General features: G+C 67.9%; 18 protein-coding genes. 11 read left to right on the forward strand and 7 right to left on the reverse strand.

Annotated features, from left to right (window positions below; genetic code table 11):
* Window positions 1-42: 42 nt before the first annotated feature.
* Window positions 43-1,242 carry a formate-dependent phosphoribosylglycinamide formyltransferase gene (purT, locus tag D0B54_RS01245; protein ID WP_117288434.1) on the forward strand — a complete coding sequence of 400 codons (1,200 nt, stop codon included), beginning with the start codon at window positions 43-45 and terminating at the stop codon, window positions 1,240-1,242.
* Between the two features lie 46 nt (window positions 1,243-1,288).
* On the opposite strand, the gene D0B54_RS01250 is transcribed toward purT, so the two are convergent.
* Window positions 1,289-2,209, reverse strand: a complete 921-nt coding sequence (locus tag D0B54_RS01250) for a GGDEF domain-containing protein (RefSeq protein WP_117288436.1) — start codon at window positions 2,207-2,209, stop codon at window positions 1,289-1,291.
* A 194-nt stretch (window positions 2,210-2,403) separates the two neighbouring features.
* Between D0B54_RS01250 and typA the strand changes: the two genes are divergently transcribed.
* Window positions 2,404-4,242, forward strand: coding sequence for a translational GTPase TypA (gene typA, locus D0B54_RS01255; protein WP_240433522.1), 1,839 nt, complete (start codon window positions 2,404-2,406; stop codon window positions 4,240-4,242).
* A gap of 113 nt (window positions 4,243-4,355) precedes the next feature.
* Here the strand turns inward: typA and D0B54_RS01260 are convergent, their stop codons facing one another.
* From D0B54_RS01260 to D0B54_RS01270, 3 genes are all read right to left on the reverse strand, one after another.
* A complete protein-coding gene (locus tag D0B54_RS01260; protein WP_117288440.1) occupies window positions 4,356-4,787 on the reverse strand; it encodes a cupin domain-containing protein in 432 nt (143 codons plus the stop codon).
* Complete coding sequence (locus D0B54_RS01265) at window positions 4,784-5,287, reverse strand: hypothetical protein (protein WP_117288442.1); 504 nt, start codon at window positions 5,285-5,287, stop codon at window positions 4,784-4,786. The genes D0B54_RS01260 and D0B54_RS01265 overlap by 4 nt, the downstream gene beginning before the upstream one ends.
* Before the next feature lie 275 nt (window positions 5,288-5,562).
* Window positions 5,563-7,017: an aldehyde dehydrogenase family protein gene (locus D0B54_RS01270; protein WP_117288444.1), complete on the reverse strand. Its 1,455-nt coding sequence runs from the start codon at window positions 7,015-7,017 to the stop codon at window positions 5,563-5,565.
* 245 nt (window positions 7,018-7,262) lie between these two features.
* Between D0B54_RS01270 and D0B54_RS01275 the strand changes: the two genes are divergently transcribed.
* Entirely contained in the window at window positions 7,263-8,663 is a 1,401-nt protein-coding gene (locus D0B54_RS01275) for a WS/DGAT/MGAT family O-acyltransferase (protein ID WP_117288446.1), read from the forward strand.
* A 209-nt stretch (window positions 8,664-8,872) separates the two neighbouring features.
* Here the strand turns inward: D0B54_RS01275 and D0B54_RS01280 are convergent, their stop codons facing one another.
* Complete coding sequence (locus tag D0B54_RS01280; protein ID WP_117288448.1) at window positions 8,873-9,886, reverse strand: ParM/StbA family protein; 1,014 nt, start codon at window positions 9,884-9,886, stop codon at window positions 8,873-8,875.
* An 80-nt stretch (window positions 9,887-9,966) separates the two neighbouring features.
* Between D0B54_RS01280 and D0B54_RS01285 the strand changes: the two genes are divergently transcribed.
* Entirely contained in the window at window positions 9,967-10,857 is an 891-nt protein-coding gene (locus D0B54_RS01285; protein WP_117288450.1) for a haloalkane dehalogenase, read from the forward strand.
* Window positions 10,858-10,986: 129 nt separating this feature from the next.
* Here D0B54_RS01285 and D0B54_RS01290 read toward each other — a convergent pair whose 3' ends face one another.
* On the reverse strand, window positions 10,987-11,373 hold the full coding sequence (locus D0B54_RS01290; RefSeq protein WP_117288452.1) for a VOC family protein: 387 nt from the start codon (window positions 11,371-11,373) through the stop codon (window positions 10,987-10,989).
* A gap of 116 nt (window positions 11,374-11,489) precedes the next feature.
* Here D0B54_RS01290 and dapF point away from each other — a divergent pair, with 116 nt between their 5' ends.
* The 7 genes from dapF (at window position 11,490) to D0B54_RS01325 (ending at window position 16,812) form a co-directional block, all read left to right on the forward strand.
* Entirely contained in the window at window positions 11,490-12,329 is an 840-nt protein-coding gene (gene dapF / locus D0B54_RS01295) for a diaminopimelate epimerase (protein WP_117288454.1), read from the forward strand.
* A complete protein-coding gene (locus tag D0B54_RS01300) occupies window positions 12,317-13,021 on the forward strand; it encodes a DUF484 family protein (protein WP_117288456.1) in 705 nt (234 codons plus the stop codon). Before dapF ends, D0B54_RS01300 begins: the two co-directional genes overlap by 13 nt.
* Entirely contained in the window at window positions 13,021-13,944 is a 924-nt protein-coding gene (gene xerC / locus D0B54_RS01305; protein ID WP_117288459.1) for a tyrosine recombinase XerC, read from the forward strand. Before D0B54_RS01300 ends, xerC begins: the two co-directional genes overlap by 1 nt.
* Before the next feature lie 127 nt (window positions 13,945-14,071).
* On the forward strand, window positions 14,072-14,323 hold the full coding sequence (locus tag D0B54_RS01310; protein ID WP_117288461.1) for a hypothetical protein: 252 nt from the start codon (window positions 14,072-14,074) through the stop codon (window positions 14,321-14,323).
* A gap of 156 nt (window positions 14,324-14,479) precedes the next feature.
* On the forward strand, window positions 14,480-15,022 hold the full coding sequence (gene hslV / locus D0B54_RS01315; RefSeq protein WP_117288463.1) for an ATP-dependent protease subunit HslV: 543 nt from the start codon (window positions 14,480-14,482) through the stop codon (window positions 15,020-15,022).
* A gap of 12 nt (window positions 15,023-15,034) precedes the next feature.
* On the forward strand, window positions 15,035-16,393 hold the full coding sequence (gene hslU, locus D0B54_RS01320) for an ATP-dependent protease ATPase subunit HslU (RefSeq protein ID WP_117288464.1): 1,359 nt from the start codon (window positions 15,035-15,037) through the stop codon (window positions 16,391-16,393).
* Window positions 16,390-16,812, forward strand: a complete 423-nt coding sequence (locus tag D0B54_RS01325; RefSeq protein ID WP_117288467.1) for a gamma-butyrobetaine hydroxylase-like domain-containing protein — start codon at window positions 16,390-16,392, stop codon at window positions 16,810-16,812. The genes hslU and D0B54_RS01325 overlap by 4 nt, the downstream gene beginning before the upstream one ends.
* A gap of 146 nt (window positions 16,813-16,958) precedes the next feature.
* Here D0B54_RS01325 and D0B54_RS01330 read toward each other — a convergent pair whose 3' ends face one another.
* Window positions 16,959-19,067 carry a putative bifunctional diguanylate cyclase/phosphodiesterase gene (locus tag D0B54_RS01330; RefSeq protein WP_162932125.1) on the reverse strand — a complete coding sequence of 703 codons (2,109 nt, stop codon included), beginning with the start codon at window positions 19,065-19,067 and terminating at the stop codon, window positions 16,959-16,961.
* Between the last annotated feature and the right edge of the window lie 144 nt (window positions 19,068-19,211).

Here is a 19,211-nt window from a genome sequence, read left to right on the forward strand (position 1 = left end):
ATGTTTTCCTAGTCTACTCCCCGATCAAGCGCACGCCAGAACATGACCACCCTCGGAACGCCGCTGTCCCACAACGCCACCCGCCTGCTGCTGCTCGGTTCGGGAGAGCTGGGCAAGGAAGTCGCGATCGAGGCGCAGCGCCTGGGCGTGGAGGTCATCGCGGTGGACCGCTATGCCAATGCCCCGGCGATGCAGGTGGCGCACCGCAGCCACGTCATCCGCATGCTCGACGGCGCCGAGCTGCGCCGCGTGATCGAGCTGGAAAAGCCGCACTTCATCGTGCCGGAGATCGAGGCCATCCATACGCCGACGCTGCTGGAGCTGGAGGCCGAAGGTCATCACGTGATCCCCACCGCCCGCGCGGCGCGCCTGACCATGGACCGCGAGGGCATCCGCCGCCTGGCCGCCGAGGAGCTGGGCCTGGCGACCTCGCCCTACCGCTTCGCCGACCGCTACGAGGACTACGAGGCCGCGGTGCGCGCCCTGGGCATGCCCTGCGTGATCAAGCCGGTGATGTCGTCCTCCGGCAAGGGCCAGAGCGTGGTCAGGACCGAGGCCGATATCCAGAAGGCCTGGGACTACGCCCAGGCCGGTGGCCGTGCCGGCGCCGGCCGCGTGATCGTCGAGGGTTTCATCGACTTCGACTACGAAATCACCCTGCTGACCGTGCGCCATGTCGCCGGCGACGGCTCCGTGGCCATCCGGACGTCCTACTGCGCGCCGATCGGCCACCTGCAGATCGACGGCGACTACCGCGAGTCCTGGCAGCCGCACCCGATGTCGCCGGTCGCACTGCGCAAGGCCGAGGCGATGGCGGAGCAGATCACCGCGGCCCTGGGCGGGCGCGGGCTGTTCGGGGTGGAGCTGTTCGTGCGCGGCGACGAGGTGATCTTCTCCGAGGTTTCGCCGCGGCCGCACGACACCGGCCTGGTGACCCTGATCTCGCAGGACCTGTCCGAGTTCGCGCTGCACCTGCGCGCGATCCTGGGCCTGCCGGTGCCCAACATCCGCGGCCGCGGCCCCTCGGCTTCCTGCGCCCTGCTGCTGGAAGGCGACCGCCCGGCGCCTGCCTTCAGCGGCGTGGCGGCAGCCCTGGTCGAGCCCGACACGCAGTTCCGCCTGTTCGGCAAGCCCGAGATCGCCGGCAAGCGGCGCATGGGCGTGGCGCTGGCGCTGGGCGAGACCATCGAGGAGGCTCGCGCCAAGGCGCGGCGCGCGGTGGCGGCGGTGAGCGTCGCCTGATTCCGTGGTTCGGTCCCCTCTCCCGCAAGCGGGAGAGGGGACCGATTCAGTAATCCCGACGCGTCGCGGACCCGGACAGGCTGTACACCTTCGCCGAAGGCTCGGCCGGCGGCTGCCGCGCTTCCATGCACTTCTCCAGCCGCAGCTCGGTCTCCAGCCGCGCGTCGAATTCCTTCAGGTTCTCGTGCTTGCGCAGTTCCGCCAGGCCGACGTTGATCTTCAGCGGGCCGCCCTCGATGTTCTGCATGCGGCGCGCGAACTCGCGCTTGAGGTTCTCCAGGTACTCGATCGCGTGGTTGTGCTCGCAGAACATCACCGCGATGAACTGGTCCTCCTGCCAGCGGCCGACCCAGTCGCTCTTGCGCTTGAGCCACTGGCGCAGGAAGTCGCCGACCTCGCGGATCGCGCGGTCGCCGGCTTCCATGCCGCCTTCCTCGTTGCGCCTGGCGATGTGCGCAGGGTCGATCAGGGCCACCGTCAGGCGCGCGCCGGTGCGCTCCGCGGCGTGCACGGCCAGGCGCAGGTATTCGCCGGCGAAGCGCCGGTTGGGCAGGCCGCTCAGGGAGTCGTCCAGGCTCAGGGCCTGCAGGGTCTGACCCTGCGCGGCCTCGGCCTCCAGCGCTCCACGCAAATGCCGCAGCAGCTCGCCCATTTCGCCCCGCAGGTCGGTCGGCAGGGGCTGCACCCGGCCCTCGACGGCGCGCAGCCGCAGGGCCGCCTGGGCCATGCGCAGCGGCGCCATCAGCTGCTGGATGCCCCACAGCGCCAGGCCCGAGCCGGCCAGCACGCCCAGCAGCACCAGGGTCGCCCGGGGTGCCCCCGGCACCAGCACACCGGTCAGCAGGGCTAGCAGGGGCAGCAGGCCGGCCGCAATCACCAGGGCCGAAAGCTGCGCGTCCAACTGCCGGAACGGCAGCCAGCGCGCCAGCCGGCGGTAGGGGGCGAGGGTGACAGGGGTGGCTTTCATGGGCGGCTCCGCGCCGCGGCGGGGCCGGGCATGGTCGCAAAATAGCCAGGTTTCGCGGCCCCGGACGCTCCGGACAGGCCAAAGGCGCCCGGGGGCCGACAAATGTCTCAAAAAGCCCGTCCATGCAGCGTCACGGCTACTCGCGTATAATTCGCGACCTTTTTTGCGCACTGCAGCAATCGGACATTTCCCCCGTGAGTATCCAGAATCTCCGCAACATCGCCATCATCGCCCACGTCGACCACGGCAAGACCACGCTCGTCGACAAGCTCCTGCGCCAGTCGCAGACCCTGGATGCCCGCGAGCAGCTCGGCGAGCGCGTGATGGACTCCAACGACCTGGAGCGCGAGCGCGGCATCACGATCCTGGCCAAGAACACGGCGATCCGCTGGCTCGACAAGCGCACCGGCATCGACTACCGCATCAACATCGTCGACACCCCGGGCCACGCCGACTTCGGCGGTGAGGTCGAGCGCGTGCTGTCGATGGTCGATTGCGTGTGCCTGCTGGTCGACGCGGCCGACGGCCCCATGCCGCAGACCCGTTTCGTCACTCAGAAGGCCTTCAACATGGGCCTCAACCCCATCCTGGTGGTCAACAAGATCGACCGTCCCGGCGCGCGTGCGCACTGGGTCATGGACCAGGTGTTCGACCTGTTCGACCGCCTCGGCGCCACCGACAAGCAGCTCGACTTCCCGGTGATCTACGCCTCGGCGCTGCACGGCTACGCCGGCGACAACCCGGACATCCGCGAAGGCAACATGGACCCCATGTTCCAGATGATCGTGGACCAGGTGCCGGTGCCGGACGTCCATCCGGAAGAGCCCTTCCAGATGCAGATCACCTCGCTGGCCTACTCCACCTATGTCGGCGTGATCGGCACCGGCCGCGTCAAGCGCGGCAAGGTCCGCACCAACATGCCGGTGACGGTCATCGACCGCGACGGCGGTACCCGCAGCGGCCGCGTGCTGCAGGTGCTGGGCTTCATGGGCCTGGACAAGCATGAAGTGCCCGAGGCCGAGGCCGGCGACATCATCGCCATCACCGGCATCGAGGACCTGGGCATCTCCGAGACCGTCTGCGATCCGAAGTCGCCGGAGAAGCTGCCGACGCTGCAGGTCGACGAACCGACCATGAGCATGATCTTCGAGGTCAACAAGTCGCCGTTCGCGGGCAAGGAAGGCAAGTTCGTCACCAGCCGCCAGATCGGCGACCGCCTGCAGCGCGAGCTCAAGACCAACGTCGCGCTGCGCGTCGAGCCGATGTCCACCGGTGACCAGTTCCGCGTCTCCGGCCGCGGCCTGCTGCACCTGGGCATCCTGCTCGAGAACATGCGCCGCGAAGGCTACGAGATCGCCGTATCGCGTCCGCAGGTGATCCTGAAGGAGATCGACGGGCAGCTGTGCGAGCCCTACGAAACCCTGATCGCCGACGTCGAGGAGCAGAACCAGGGCAGCGTCATCCAGGGCCTGGCCGAGCGCGGCGGCAAGATGCAGAACATGATCCCCGACGGCAAGGGTCGCGTTCGCCTCGAGTACATGATCCCGTCGCGCGGCCTGATCGGCTTCCAGACCCAGTTCATGACCACGACCTCGGGCACCGGCCTGCTGTTCCACAACTTCGACCATTTCGGCCCCAAGGCCGAGGCCAGCGACATCGGCCAGCGCCGCAACGGCGTGATGATCTCCAACGAAATGGGCAAGTGCCTGGCCTACTCGCTGTTCAACCTGCAGGAGCGCGGCCGCATGATGGCCGAGCCGGGCGACGAGGTGTACGAAGGCCAGATCGTCGGCATCCACTCGCGCGACAACGACCTGGTGGTCAATGCCCTCAAGGGCAAGAAGCTGACCAACATGCGCGCCTCGGGTTCGGACGAGAACGTCATCCTGGTGCCGGCGGTGAAGTTCGCCCTGGAACCGGCGCTGGAGTTCATCAACAACGACGAACTGGTCGAGCTGACGCCGACCTCCATCCGCATCCGCAAGAAGTTCCTGAAGGAACACGAGCGCAAGCGTTCGGATCGTGCCGACTGAGCCAAGCTGTCACGAAAAAGCCCCGCTTCGGCGGGGCTTTTTCGTGAGCGGGCCTGAAGGGGCGGAGCAATGCCTGGATCCCGCTGGTCCAGCTTTCGCCGGCAGGACGATTTCTAGGGAGCCACGCGCTCCAGCGCCGTCGGCCCGTCGCCGCTCTCCTGCACGATCACCTCGCCCTCCGGCGCCGCCGAGAAATGCGGTGTGTCGCCCGGCACCCGCAGCAGCGTGCCGGGGCCGTAGCCGCGCAGCGCGGCTTCGTCGAAGCGCGTGCCGGTGGCGAAGAAGTAGCGGCCCTGCAGCACGGTGATCGTGCGCGTGTCGGGATGACGGTGCGGCGCCGAGCGCGCGCCCTGCGTGAAGCGCGCCCGGATCACGTAGGGGCCTGCTGCCTTGGGGTCGCCGCTGACCACGGCCACCGCGGCGCCGGGCGCGGCCGGCTCGCTGCGCCAGCTCAGGCTCGCCGGATCGACGATGGTGACGCCGGCCGGCCCGGCAACCGCAGCGCAGGCCACGGCGGCCAGCAGGAGGCCGGCCAGCCGCTTCATGCCTGCGTATCGCCGCCGACGAAGGCGGCGCCATGCGGCAGCGGGGCGCCCTTGTAGACCTTCCAGGCGCCAGGCACCTCGAGGATGAAGGTGGCGGCCACGCCCAGGACGACCAGCCCCAGGGCGATGCGGTCGGCCCAGTAGTGCAGGTCCAGCACCGCCAGCAGCAGCGCCACCACCAGGATCGAGGCGATGAAGCCGCCCATCGACATGGCCAGGAACTGGCGGCGGTCGTTGCGATCGCTGTCGAACTTGAACAGGAACACCGCGGCCAGCTGCGGCGGCAGCTCCACCCGGCTGCCGCGCGACAGTGCGCCCAGCAGGTGGCCCCATTCGTGGGCCAGGTAGCCGCTGACCGCGACCAGGGCGCCGGCGAGGATTGCCAGCGGCCAGTGCAGGGCGCTGGCGGCGGTTTGCAGCACGTGGCTCCAGCCCACCAGGGCCACGGTCGCGGCGACGAGCGCCAGGTCGCGCAGCAGCAGCTTGGGCATCATCGACATGTTCCTCTCCTCGGCGCCTCTTGCGGGCATGTCCCATTGGAGACCCCCAGGCCCCTGGGCGCCTCGTCCACAACGGTTAGTTTTCGACCTTAAAGCGGGTCGGTGATGCCTTTGCAGGAGCGGCTGTCAGCCGCGAAGGCCGGTTCCCATGATGACCTTCGCTCGCGGCTAACAGCCGCTCCTACGAGGCGTCCATTGGATAAGGGTGGCAGGCATGCCAGCACCCACAAAAAAGCCGGGCTTGCGCCCGGCTCGTACGGTACGTCCAGCTACGGTCAGGCGAGGATCTTCGCGAGCTTTTTCATCATGCCGATGATCTTGAGCGTGAACGGCGAGTAGGGCGGGAAGAACAGCTTGGCGCCCATGATGCGGGTGCGCACCACGCCACGTTCGTGCGAGAAGGCCTTGAAGCCGTAGAGGCCGTGGCCATTGCCGATGCCGGAGTTGTTGACGCCGCCAAAAGGGAGGTTGGCGTGCAGGAACTGCACCACGGTGTGGTTGATGCAGGTGCCGCCAGCGCTGGTGTTTTTCATCACCTTGCTGATGTTGGACTCGGTCTTGCTCCAGATGTACAGCGCCAGCGGCTTGGGCTGGTCGTTGATCTGCTGGATCACTTCGTCGAGGTTGCGGTAGGGAATGATCGGCAGCAGCGGCCCGAAGATTTCCTCGCTCTGGATCTTGGCGTCGGCCGGGATGTTGTCGAGCAGCGTCGGCGCGACGAAGCAGGCGCCCTCGTCGACCGCGCCGCCGGTGAGCACGCGGGCACCGCGCTGCTGCGCGTCGCTGAGCAGGCCGGCGATGCGCTGGGTGTGGCGCTGGTTGACCACGCGGGCCAGGTACGGGCTGTTCATCTGCTCCTGCGCGCTGCTGCCGTAGGAGTTGGCGATGACCGCGCGGCATTCCTCGATGAACTGTTCCTTGACCGACTCGTGCACGAAGATGTGGTCGGGCGCGATGCAGGTCTGGCCGTTGTTGGTGAACTTGCCCCAGAGGATGTTGCGGGCCGCCAGGTTCAGGTTGGCCGAGGCATCGACGATGGTCGGCGACTTGCCGCCCAGTTCCAGCGTCACCGAGGTCAGGTGCTTGGCGGCGGCGGCCATCACCACCTTGCCGATCGCCGGCGAGCCGGTGAAGAAGATGTGGTCGAAGGGCAGGGCCAGCAGCGCGGTGGAGATCGCGGCGTCGCCTTCGAAGATCGCCACTTCGTCCTCGGAGAACAGCTCGCGCGTGATCTTCACCATCAGCGCCGACAGGTGCGGCGTCATTTCCGAGGGCTTCAGGATCGCGGTGCAGCCGGCGGCGATCGCGGACACCAGCGGGCCGAAGGTCAGGTTCACCGGGTAATTCCACGGCGAGATGATCAGGCTGCGGCCCTTGGGCTCGTACTGCACGTAAGCCTGCGTGCCCAGCATCAGCGGCGTCGGCATGACGCTCTTGGGCTTCATCCAGCGCTTGAGGTGGCGGATGGCGTCGTTGGCTTCCACCACCACGGTGATGATTTCCGTCAGGTCCACTTCCACCGGCGGCTTGCGGAAGTCCTTGAAGCCGGCCTCGTGGAATTCCTCGGAGCGCGCCAGCAGCGTGTCGCGCAGCTTCTTGATCTTGGCGATGCGCTCTTCCGCAGTGGAAGTGCGCAGCCGCAGCGCGGTGGCCCGCTGGCGGTCGAAGACGCGCTTGATATCGGCTTCGGCGGCATTGATGCCGGGCAGGTAGGACACCGCTGTATTCATGTGCTTCTCCTCTGGACTCGTCAGTCTTTGCTAAACGAGCGTTTAAGAACAGGGGCAAAGTATAGGACGAAACCCTTGTACTGGAACACCGCGGCCGGACCGACGGGTTTTATAGCAGCGATAAAAATCGTTTTACTGATCAAATAATCACAAAACAGGCGGGTCCTGCCTGTGGCGTAGGCCCTGCCGCCAATCTGTGGTTTCATGCCCCCACGAAAACGAGGCCATAAGGCCCGAGGAGACCCATGAAGACCCTCAATCCGCTGGATGCGACCTGGCTGTTCGTCGACAGTGCGCGCACGCCGATGCACGTCGCCAACCTGTCGATCTATTCGCTGCCCGAGGATGCGCCGGACAACTGGGTCGGCGAGATGGTGGCGGAGTTGCGCCAGACGCGGGCCTTCGCCGCACCCTTCAACCTCAGGCTGACCTCGGCCAGGCTCAAGTCGATCTTCCCGACCTGGAGCGAGACCGACGACATCGACATCGATTACCACTTCCGCCACTCGGCGCTGCCCAAGCCCGGCGGCGAACGTGAACTGGGCGTGCTGATCTCGCGCCTGCATTCGCATCCGATGGATTTCACCCGGCCGCTGTGGGAATGCCATTTGATCGAGGGCCTGGAGAACAACCGCTTCGCGCTGTACGTGAAGATGCATCACTCGCTGGTCGACGGCGTTGGCGGCATGCGCATGCTGACCAAGATGCTGTCCTTCGACCCCGCCGCGCGCGACCTGCCGCCGCCCTGGAGCGTCGGCACCGGCCGCGATGGCCCGCGCCCGCCGCGTCCGGATGCGGGGCGCACGCCCTGGGACAAGCTGCGCGCCGGCCTGCGCCGTCAGGGCGAGTCGCTGCCGGAACTGTCGCGCGCCTTCGGCGACATCGCCCGCGAGGCGGTGAAGCACGAGACGCCGGACTGGGTGCTGCCGTTCCAGGCGCCGGTGTCGATCCTCAACAAGCCGGTGTCGGCGCAGCGCCGTTTCGCCACCCAGCATTACGAGCTGGACCGCATCAAGAAGGTGGCCCGCGCTGCCGGCGTCACCGTCAACGACGTCTTCCTGGGCCTGTCGGCCGCCGCATTGCGGCGTTACCTGGGCGAGCTCAACCAGTTGCCGGAGCAGTCGCTCACCGCCGGCCTGCCGGTATCGGTGCGCCCCGCGGATGACGAGCACTCGGGCAATGCCATCACCTTCATCATCTCCAGCCTGCATACCGAGATCGCCGACCCGGTGGAGCGCCTGCGCGCGATCCGCGCCTCCACGCAGGCCGCAAAGGAGCATCTGCAGGGCCTGCCCAAGGCCGGCATCAACAACTACACGATGCTGTACATGTCGCCCTACGTGCTGCAGATGCTGACCGGCCTGGGCGGCCGCATGCGGCCGATGTTCAATCTCACCATCTCCAACGTGCCGGGGCCGGATCGGCCGCTGTACTTCAACGGCGCGCGGCTGGAGCAGATGTACCCGGTGTCGCTGCTGTCGGACGGGCAGGCGCTGAACATCACCAGCGTGAGTTATGCCGGGCAGTTCAACATCGGGTTCACGGGGTGCCGCGATATTTTGCCGTCGATGCAGCATCTCGCCGTCTACACGGGCGAGGCACTCGAAGAGCTGGAGGCGGAAACGAAGGCGAGGCGGGCGGCGTAGAAACTGCCGCTGGAATCGCAGGAGCGAGCTTGCTCGCGACTTTGCTTCCCCCTCTCCCCTCGCGGGAGAGGGGGAACTTTCAAACGGTTGCGATGTGCGTAACCGCCGACGCACCACCCTCACCCCAACCCTCTCCCGCCTGCGGGAAAGGGAGACGAAAAGCCCCTCATCAGGAGGGGCCTTTTCTACGCCTGACGGCGCCGGCGCCGTCACGCGCCCCAGATATTCATCCCGTACTTCCAGTACCCCATCACGTTGTTCAGCCGCGCATCCTGGTCCGCCGGCACCGGCAGCACCTCGCCTTCCAGCAGCGACGTCAGGTACGGGGCCAGGGCGGCGCCGCCGCCGCCGGTGATGACGATGGCGTCGATGTCCCAGTCGTCGGCCCAGAGGCGGTTCACTTCCTGGGCGATGCGCGAGGCCAGCTGGGTGAAGGCGGCCTGCGCGACGGCGTTGAGGTCGTAGCGCTTGCCCTTGATCTTGATGCTGCCCTTGGAGATGCCTTCGTAGAGACGGTACAGCTCGACGTTGATGCCGCTCTTCTCCAGCAGTGCGTTGGCGATCGCGGCGTAGGCGGTGGAGATGCCGGAGTCGCTGGACTGGCTGCCGCGCTCGGAATAGCGGGTCTTGTCGCTGATGGTGTAGTCGGCGGTGCGGAAGCCGACGTCGATGATGCCGATCTTCTCGCTGATGAAGCGCTGGCTGGCAGCCTTGCCGACGTCGTTGAGCATCAGGTTGAACATCGAGCCGAAGGGCTGCGGGATCACACGCACGCGCTCGATGTAGACCACCTTCTCTTCGCGCTCGCCGCTGCCGGGCTTCACCACCGTGATCGGGTGGCGGTTCTGCAGCATCGTGGTCAGCGCGTCCTTGTGCTTGCGGAAGTAGCTGATCGGCAGGCCGGCCACCAGGCGGATCGGGTCGCCGCTGTCGACGAAGGGGGCCAGCGCGGCCAGCGCCAGGGTCTTCTTGTACTGGGTCAGGAACTGGGTCTGGTCCAGGGTGAAGCCGCGGCCGCGCGACTGGCTCTCGGCCAGTTCGCCGACGAACACCGACTGGCCGTTGATGATCAGGTGGCGCGGGTACAGCGGCTGGCCCGACATCAGGCTCTCGCCGAACTGCGACTCGTTGGCCTCGCCGACGATGGACTTGAAGATCTGGTGCTGCTTGCCGTCCGTAGCCTTGGTGTAGCCGAAACCGATGTCAGCACCGAGCACTTTCACTTGTTGAACTCCCTCTCATCGAATCGCGGCTTTCTAGCATGGTGGTTCGGGGTGGTCAAAAGCCGCTATGCTGGCCGCCCATGAAAGTGTTCCGCACGCCGGAAGCCCGCTTCGCCGACCTGCCGGGCTATCCCTTCAAACCGCACTACCAGCTGCTCGACGACGGACTGCGCATGCATTACGTCGACGAGGGCAGCGCCGCCGCGCCGCCGGTGCTGATGCTGCACGGCGAGCCGAGCTGGTCCTACCTGTACCGCAAGATGATCCCGCTGTTCGCCCAGGCCGGCTATCGCGCGCTGGCGCCCGACCTGGTCGGCTTCGGCAAGTCGGACAAGCCGCTGGAGCCGGAGCTGTTCAGCTACCAGGCCCACGTGGAATGGCTGACGCAGTGGATCGTCAAGCTGGACCTGCGCGATATCACCCTGGTCTGCCAGGACTGGGGCGCGCTGCTGGGCCTGCGCATCGCCATGGAGCAGCCGGAGCGCTTCGCGCGCGTCGTCGTCGCCAACGGCTTCCTGCCCACCGGCGATCGCGCGCCGCCGGCGGCCTTCAAGCTGTGGCGCGGCTTCGCGCAGCACTCGCCCTGGTTCCCGATCGGCCGCATCGTCGCCGCCGGCTGCAGCAGCAAGCTGCCGCCCGCGGTGCTGGCGGCCTACGACGCGCCCTTCGCCACCACCGCGTCCAAGACCGCCGCACGCTGCTTCCCGGCACTGGTGCCGACCACGCCCAGCGACCCCGCGACGCCGGCCAACCGGCGTGCCTGGGAGGCCCTGGGGCAGTGGCAGAAGCCGTTCCTGACCGTGTTCGGCGGCCGCGACGCGATCAGCCGCGGCGCCGACCGCGTGCTGCAGAAGCAGGTGCCGGGAGCGCAGGGCCAGCCGCATGAAACGATCGCGGCGGCCGGGCACTTCATCCAGGAGGATGCGGGTGAAGAACTGGCGGGCAAGATCCTGGGATGGATGAGAAGGTAGCGTCCGTCAAAGGCCCGCGGTCACGGCGGAAAGCATCTCAAGTCCGCGAATGAACGCAAATGAACGCGAATCGGGATGCCGAGGCATTGGCGTTCATTTGCGTGTATTTGCGGACTGCTTTGCCTCAGTTCAGGCGAAGAACTCGCCGCCGCCCTGCAGCTGCACCACGTTGAGCACGGTGCCGGCGGGGTCCATCACCGAGAACGACAGCTCGCCGCCCGGGTGCTCGCCGATGCGCCCGAGGATGTCGACGCCCTTGGCGGCCAGGCGGTCGTGCAGGGCGCGCACGTCTTCCACTTCCAGCGCCAGGCACAGGCCCCGGGTCAGCGCGGTATGCGCGAACACCGGCAGGCGGCGCGGGTGGCTGGGGTGCAGGAACCCGATCTCCCAGCCGTCCACCGACAGGTGCAGGTACCAGTCCTGCTCGAACAGCACCGAGGCGCCCAGGGCATCGACGTAGAAGCTGCGGCAGCGGGCCAGGTCCGGCGTGGTGACGATGGGGTAGAGATGTCTCATGCCGCCGCCCCCCGGTGACCGCCGTGATCCCTGCGCTTGCTCATTGCCTGACCAATATTCCCCTGTTGTTCAACAGCATACGCCCTGCCCCCGGCGCGGGACAGTAGAATGCCGGGATGAAGCTCTCGTTCACCAAGATGCACGGCGCCGGCAATGACTTCGTGGTCATCGACGCCACGCGCGCGCCGTTCCGGCCGACCCCGGCCCTGCTGCAGCGCCTCACCGATCGCCGCTTCGGCGTCGGCTGCGACCAGGTGCTGGTGATCGAGGCCCCCTCGGCGCCGGACATCGACTTCGACTACCGCATCTTCAATGCTGACGGTTCCGAGGTCGGCCAGTGCGGCAACGGCTCGCGCGCCCTGGCGCGCTTCGTCCGCGAGCAGGGGCTGTCGGACAAGGACGTCATCAAGGTCCGCACCCGTACCAGCGACCTGGAACTGGTCCATCTGCCGGACGGCCGGGTGCGCGTGAACATGGGCGTGCCGCGGCTGCTGCCGGCGCAGATCCCCTACACCGGCGCCGCCGGGCGCGCGCCGCTGTACCGCCTGGTGCTGGACGGCGAAGGCTTCGAGTTCGGCGCCGTCAACATGGGCAACCCCCACGCCGTGCTGGAAGTGGCGGACGTGGATGCCGCCCCGGTCGGCGAGCTGGGGCCGCGGCTGCAGCGCGCCCCGGCCTTCCCGGAGCAGGTCAACGTCGGCTTCCTGCAGATCCAGGCGGCGGATCGCGTGCGCCTGCGGGTCTACGAGCGCGGTGCCGGCGAGACCCTGGCCTGCGGCAGCGGCGCCTGCGCCGCGGTGGTGGCCGGCCGCCTGTGGCAGCGCCTGGGCGAAAAGGTGGACGTGGAGGTGCGGGGCGGTATGCTGACGATCGAATGGGCAGGGGAAGGCCAGCCGGTCTACATGACCGGGCCGGCCGAGACGGTGTTTACCGGGGAAATCGAATGGGTGAAGTGAAAGCGCAAAAAGAGGCGGCCGAAACGCCCAAGCTCAACGAGCGCGAGGTGGTGGCCTATCTCAAGGCGCAGCCCGACTTCCTGACCCGGCATCCGGACCTGCTGGAAGCCATCGAGATGCGCCACAAGGCCGGCTCGGCGGTGTCGCTGATCGAGCGACAGGTCGACATGCTGCGTGCCAAGAACCAGCGCCTCGAGGACAAGCTCGAGCGCCTGCTGGTGGCGGCGCGCGACAACGAGAAGCGCGCCGAGAATGTGCAGCGCCTGGCGCGCACCCTGATGCGCGCGCCCTCGCTGGCGGCGGTGGCGGCGGGCCTGGCCAAGTGCATGCGCGAGGACTTCGGCATCGAGGAAACCTTCATCGGCCTGTCCAGCACCCAGTACAAGCGCCACGACATCGACGGCCTGGCCTCGCTGGAGCCGGAGGGCAAGATCGCCCGCGGTTTCGAGAATTTCTTCCGCACCCGCCTGATCGAATGCGGCCCCGTCGCCGCGGACAAGGCCAGGCTGCTGTTCCCCAAGGCCGAGGCGCTGCCCGCTTCGGCGGCGATCATCCCGCTGGAGAAGGAAAAGAACCTGGGCATGATCGCGCTGGGCGCGGTCGACCCGGAGCGCTTCCAGCCGCGCCAGGGCAAGCTGTTCCTGGAAATGACCGCCGAGCTGGTTTCCGCCGCGGTGCGCGCCCGCATCTGATGGGCGAGCCCGCGCCGGCGCCGTTCCAGGGCGAAATCGCGGAATTCCTGTCCTGGCTGCGGCACGAGAAGCGCTACTCGCCGCATACCCTGACCGCCTCGGCGCGCGACCTGGAGGCCTTCACTGCCTACTGCGCCCAGGCGCGGGTCAGCCAGCTGGCGCAGGTCGATCAGCACCTGGTGCGCGGCTTCATCGCCGCCCGCCATCGAGCCGGCATCGAGCCGGCCTCCCTGCACCGCTACCTCTCCAGCCTGCGCAGTTTCTTCAAGCGCCAGGTCCACGAGGGCCGCCTGCAGGCCAACCCGGCTACCGCCGTGCGCGGCCCCAAGCTGCGCCGCAAGCTGCCGGTGGTGATCTCGCAGGAGGCCCTGGCCGCGGCCCTGGACCAGCCTGCGGAGGGCCACTGGGAACAGCGCGACCACGCCCTGGTGGAGCTGCTCTATTCCACCGGCCTGCGCCTGTCGGAGGTCCACGGCCTGGACCTGGGGCAGCTGGCCGGCGGCCAGAACGAGGTCACGGTCAACGGCAAGGGCGGGCGCCAGCGCATCGTCATGGTCGGGGGCAAGGCCAGGACCGCCCTGACGGCCTGGCTGGAACTGCGCCCCACGGTCGCGGCGCCGGGGGAGGCCGCCCTGTTCGTGGGGCGCAACGGCCAGCGCCTGTCGCGCGCCGCCATTGGCCAGCGGCTCAAGCTCTGGGCGCAGCGCAGCGGGCTGCAGACCCACCTGCACCCGCACCGCCTGCGGCACTCCTTTGCCACCCACGTCCTGGAGTCCAGCGGCGACCTGCGGGCGGTCCAGGAGATGCTGGGACATGCCAACCTGAGCACCACCCAGATCTACACCCACCTCGACTGGAAACGCCTGGCGCAGGTCTACGATCAGGCCCATCCCCGTGCAAAGCGCGGCAAAAAAGACCCCTGAGCCGCCCCTCGGTCTTGTGCGATGCAAAAAAATGCGTATGATTTCGCCCTTGATCGGGCTTGATTTCGGTCCAGATCCGATTGCTAGCTAGCTAACTTGATTTTTCAAACCCTTGGGAGTTGTTCAAATGCGTAACGTTCTGATCGCCGCTGGCCTCGCCGCTGCCCTGGCCCTCGCCGCCTGCAAGAAGGAAGAAGCTGCCCCGGCTCCGGAAGCCGCCCCGGCCCCGGCCGCCGAAGCCGCCCCGGCCCCGGTTGCCGAGCAGCAGGCTGCTGACGCCGCCGCCGCCCCGGCTGCCGACGCTGCCGCCCCGGCCGCCGAAGCCGCTCCGGCTGCTGAGGCTGCCCCGGCTGCTGCTCCGGCCCCGGCCGCGCAGTAAGCTGTTGTCGCGCGGCGCCGCAAGGCGCTGACGATGTGAAAAAGGCGCCGCAAGGCGCCTTTTTCTTTTGTGCCGCCGCATCACGCCGTCCGCGTCGCGGCTTGAATCCCCCCTGCCGCGCCCCCACCATCGGTGCATTACCAGATGGGGCAAGCGATGCAGCAATTCGACGGAACCACGATCCTCTGCGTACGCCGCGGCAACCAGGTTGCGCTCGGTGGCGACGGCCAGGTGTCGATGGGCAACACGCGCGTCAAGGGCAATGCCCGCAAGGTGCGGCGCCTTTACGGCGGCAAGGTCATGGCCGGTTTCGCCGGCGGCACCGCCGACGCCTTCACGCTGTTCGAGCGCTTCGAGGGCAAGCTCGAGAAACACGGCGGCCAGCTGACCCGCGCCGCGGTGGAGATGGCCAAGGACTGGCGTACCGACCGCTACCTGCGCAAGCTCGAGGCGCTGCTGATCGTCGCCGACCGCGAGGCCTCGCTGATGATCTCCGGCAACGGCGACGTCATGGAGCCGGAACCGCATGGCGTCATCGCCATCGGCAGCGGCGGCAGCTTCGCCGCCTCGGCCGCGCGCGCCCTGGTGGAGAACACCGAGCTGGGCGCCAAGGACATCGTCGAGAAGGCGCTGCACATCGCCGCCGACATCTGCATCTATACCAACCACAATCTCACGCTCGAGACGCTGGACCTCTGAGCGCGGAGCACCATGAACACACAGACCCCCGGTGCGGCGACCAACATGACGCCGCGTGAAATCGTCGCCGAACTCGACCGCCACATCGTCGGCCAGTCCGCCGCCAAGCGCGCGGTCGCCGTCGCGCTGCGCAACCGCTGGCGCCGGCAGCAGGTGGACGGCCAGATGCGCTCCGAGATCCACCCCAAGAACATCCTGATGATCGGCCCCACCGGCGTCGGCAAGACCGAGATCGCGCGGCGCCTGGCCAAGCTCGCCAACGCGCCCTTCATCAAGGTGGAGGCGACCAAGTTCACCGAGGTGGGCTACGTCGGCAAGGATGTGGACAGCATCATCCGCGACCTGGTCGATGCTGCCATCAAGCAGACCCGCGACCTGGCCACGCAGCGCCTGCGCGACAAGGCCGAGCTGGCCGCCGAGGAGCGCGTGCTCGACGCATTGCTGCCGCCGCCCAAGGACTTCGGCGAGCCCAGCGCGCAGCGGCAGAACGAGAATGGCGCCGCGCGCCAGGTGTTCCGCAAGCAGCTGCGCGAAGGCAAGCTCGACGACACCGAGATCGAGATCAAGCTCAGCAGCCTGCCGCCCAACGTGCAGCTGATGGGCCCGCCGGGCATGGAGGACATGACCCAGCAGCTGCAGTCGCTGTTCGCCGGCATGGGCCAGGCCAAGCAGCGCTCCAAGAAGATGAAGATCCGCGAGGCGTTGACGCAACTGGTCGACGAAGAGGCCGCCAAGCTGGTGGACGAGGAAGCGATCAAGGCCGAGGCGCTGCGCAACGTCGAGGAGAACGGCATCGTCTTCATCGACGAGATCGACAAGGTCGCCAAACGCGGCGAGTACGCCGGCGCGGATGTCTCGCGCGAGGGCGTGCAGCGCGACCTGCTGCCGCTGATCGAGGGCAGCACCGTCACCACCAAGTACGGCAGCGTGCGCACCGACCACATCCTGTTCATCGCCTCGGGCGCCTTCCACCTGTCCAAGCCCTCGGACCTGATCCCGGAGCTGCAGGGCCGCCTGCCGATCCGCGTCGAGCTGGACGCGCTGAAGACCGAGGATTTCCTGCGCATCCTGACCGAGCCCAACTTCTCGCTGACCGAGCAGTACCGCGCGCTGATGGCGACCGAGGGCGTCACGGTGAACTTCACCGCCGACGGCCTGCAGCGCATCGCGGCGATCGCCTACCAGGTCAACGAGAGCACCGAGAACATCGGGGCGCGCCGCCTGCATACGGTGCTGGAGCGGCTGATGGAGGAGGTCGCCTTCGACGCGCCGGACAAGTCCGGCAGCACGCTGACGGTGGACGCCGCCTATGTCGACGGCAAGCTCGGCAAGCTGGCCGCCGACGAAGACCTGTCGCGCTACATCCTGTGAACGAGCAGCCCGCGCCGCGCGTCACCGCGCTGAAGCTGCACCGCGGCTCGCGGCTGCTGGAAGTGGCCTTTGCCGACGGCAGCCGTCACCAGCTGCCCTGCGAATACCTGCGCGTGTTCTCGCCCAGCGCGGAGCTGCGCGGCCACGGCCTGGACGAACCGATGCTGATCGGCGGCCGGCGCGAGGTGAACATTGCCCGCGTCGAGCCGGTGGGCCAGTACGCCGTGCGCCTGGTGTTCGACGACGGCCACGACACCGGGCTGTACTCCTGGAAAGTGCTGCACGAGCTGGCGACGGACCACGGCAAGAACTGGGCGCGCTACGAGCAGCGCCTCGCCGAGATCGGCATGTCGCGCGACCGCGACGTGACCAAGCTGGCGGCGCTGGTGAAGAAGTATGTGCCGCCGCAGGGCAGCTAGACGGCTTTTGTAGGAGCGGCTGTTAGCCGCGAACGCCGGTCATCATGATTGACGGCGTTCGCGGCTAGCTGTTGGCCTCGGCGAGGACTGACTCAATGTCAGTCCGAGTTAAGCCAACAGCCGCTCCTACGGGTTCGGTGTGCGCTTCAGAACAGCGTCACCGGCTGATCCAGCAACTGCTGCAGCGGCGATGCCACGTGGAACAGATGCCCCTGTGCATTGCGCACGCCCAGCTGGGTCAGCGCCTGCAGCGTCGCCTGGTCTTCCACGCCCTCGGCGATCACTTCCAGGTTGAGGCACTGGCCGATCTTGCAGATCGACTGCACGATGGTCTGGTTGACCAGGTCGTGCACCAGATCGCGGGTGTAGCTCTGGTCCACCTTGATGCCGTCCACCTGCAGTGACTTGAGGCATTCGAACGAGGTGAAGCCGCTGCCGAAGTCATCGAGCAGGATGCGGTGGCCGCGCTCGCGCAGATCCTCCAGCAGCTCCTTGGCCGCCGGCTGGCGGCCGAAGGCGGTGGCCTCGGTGATCTCGAAGCAGATGCGTGCCGGGTTGGCCTCGGTCTCTTTCAGCGTGTCGAGCAGCAGCGGGCGGAAGTCCGGGTCGGCGATGCTGCTGCCGGACAGGTTCAGCGTGAGGTAGGAGTAGCCGCCCATGCCGCCGACGTCGCCACCGCGGTCGCGCTGCTGCAGGTAGGACAGCGTCTTCTGCACGATCCAGCGGTCCAGCTTGCCGGCCAGGCCGAAACGGATCGCCGCCGGGATGAAGGCGCCGGGATAGATCAGGCCGCCACCGGCTTCGCGCAGGCGGATCAGCACTTCCAGGCCCGGATTGCGGCGGCCGTCCAGCGCCACGATCTTCTGCGCATGCAGCTGCATGCGGTCTTCGTCCAGGGCCTGTTCCAGCTTGGAGGCCCAGTCCATGTCGTTGTGCGCCTGGCGCACTTCCTCGTCGGTCTGCTGGTAGACCTGCGCGCGGTTACGGCCGCGCTGCTTGGCGATGTAGCAGGCGGTATCGGCGCGCTTGAGCAGCTCCACGCTGCTGCGCGTGAGATCGTCGGCCAGGGCGATGCCGATCGACAGGCCCAGCTGGAACTGGCGGTCCTCCCAGACCAGGCGGTAGGTGCCCACCACCTGGATCAGGCTGTTGGCCAGGCGCAGCGCCTCCTCGGGCCCGGCACAGTCGGCGATCACCGCGAACTCGTCGCCGCCCAGGCGCGCCAGCACGTCGCCGTGGCGCAGGCGGTCGTTGAGCAGGCGGCTCAGCTCGCGCAGCACGCGGTCGCCGGCCTGGTGGCTGCAGGTGTCGTTGATCAGCTTGAAGCGGTCCAGGTCCAGGTACAGCAGGGTCTGGCGGCGCCGGCCCATGCCGCTGCTGTAGAGGCGCTCGTCGAGCACGTCCTCGAAGTAGCGGCGGTTGGGCAGGCCGGTGAGCGCGTCGTGATGCGCCTCGTGGGTCAGCGAGTCCTCGTAGCGCTTGCGCTCCGAGATGTCCTGGATCTGCGAAATGAAGAACTGCGGCCGGCCCTGCGGGTCGCGCTTGAGCGAGACGTCGAGCTGGATGTCGACGACGTGGCCGTTCTTGTGGATGTAGCGCTTGTCCATCGTGTAGCCGTCGCGCTTGCCGGCCAGCGTCTGCTCCAGCAGGGCCATGTCGCTGTCGAGGTCTTCCGGGTGGGTGATGTCCTGGAAGCTCATGGCCAGCAGTTCGCGCTCGCTGTAGCCGACGATGCGCGGCAGCGCGCGGTTGACCACCAGCCAGCGTCCGTCCGGCGCCACCAGGGCGATGCCGATCGGGGCATTGTCGAAGGTGTGGCGGAACAGGGTCTCGCTTTCGCGCAGGGCGATCTCGGCGTCGCGGCGGCCGCTGATGTCGCGGCCCTCGGCGATCAGCATGGTGACCTGGCCGGTGGCATCGCGCACCGCCTTGATCGAGAAGTCGATCGCCAGCAGGCGGCCGTTGAGTCCCTTGAGCTCGGTTTCGTAGCGCACGAACTCGCCGGCGGCGGCGCGCTGGATCGCCTTGCGCAGCTGCTGGCGGGCGTCCATGTGGGTCTGCCACCAGGCGGTCTTCCAGAACGGCTGGCCCGCCACCTCGGAGGCCGTGACGCCGGCGAAATCCAGCGCCGTCTCGTTGATCTCGATCAGGCGGCCGTCGGGCTCCAGCAGGCCGATGAACTGGAACATGGAGTTGAAGATGGCGCGGAAGCGCTGCTCCCAGCCGTTGCCGGCACCGGCCTCGGCGGGCGTCACGGCAGCCGCCGGCGCGTCTCTGGGCGGGGCGTCTTTGGGCAGGGACGGCTTCATGGTGGGCATAGCGGCCGGCACCGGCCCGCCTGTAGCCGCCGCGGGCAGGCGGTCGCCCGGCGGCGACGAACGGTGCCGGGGCCTGCGGCC

This window comes from Solimonas sp. K1W22B-7 (assembly GCF_003428335.1).
Taxonomy (GTDB): Bacteria; Pseudomonadota; Gammaproteobacteria; order Nevskiales; family Nevskiaceae; genus Solimonas_A.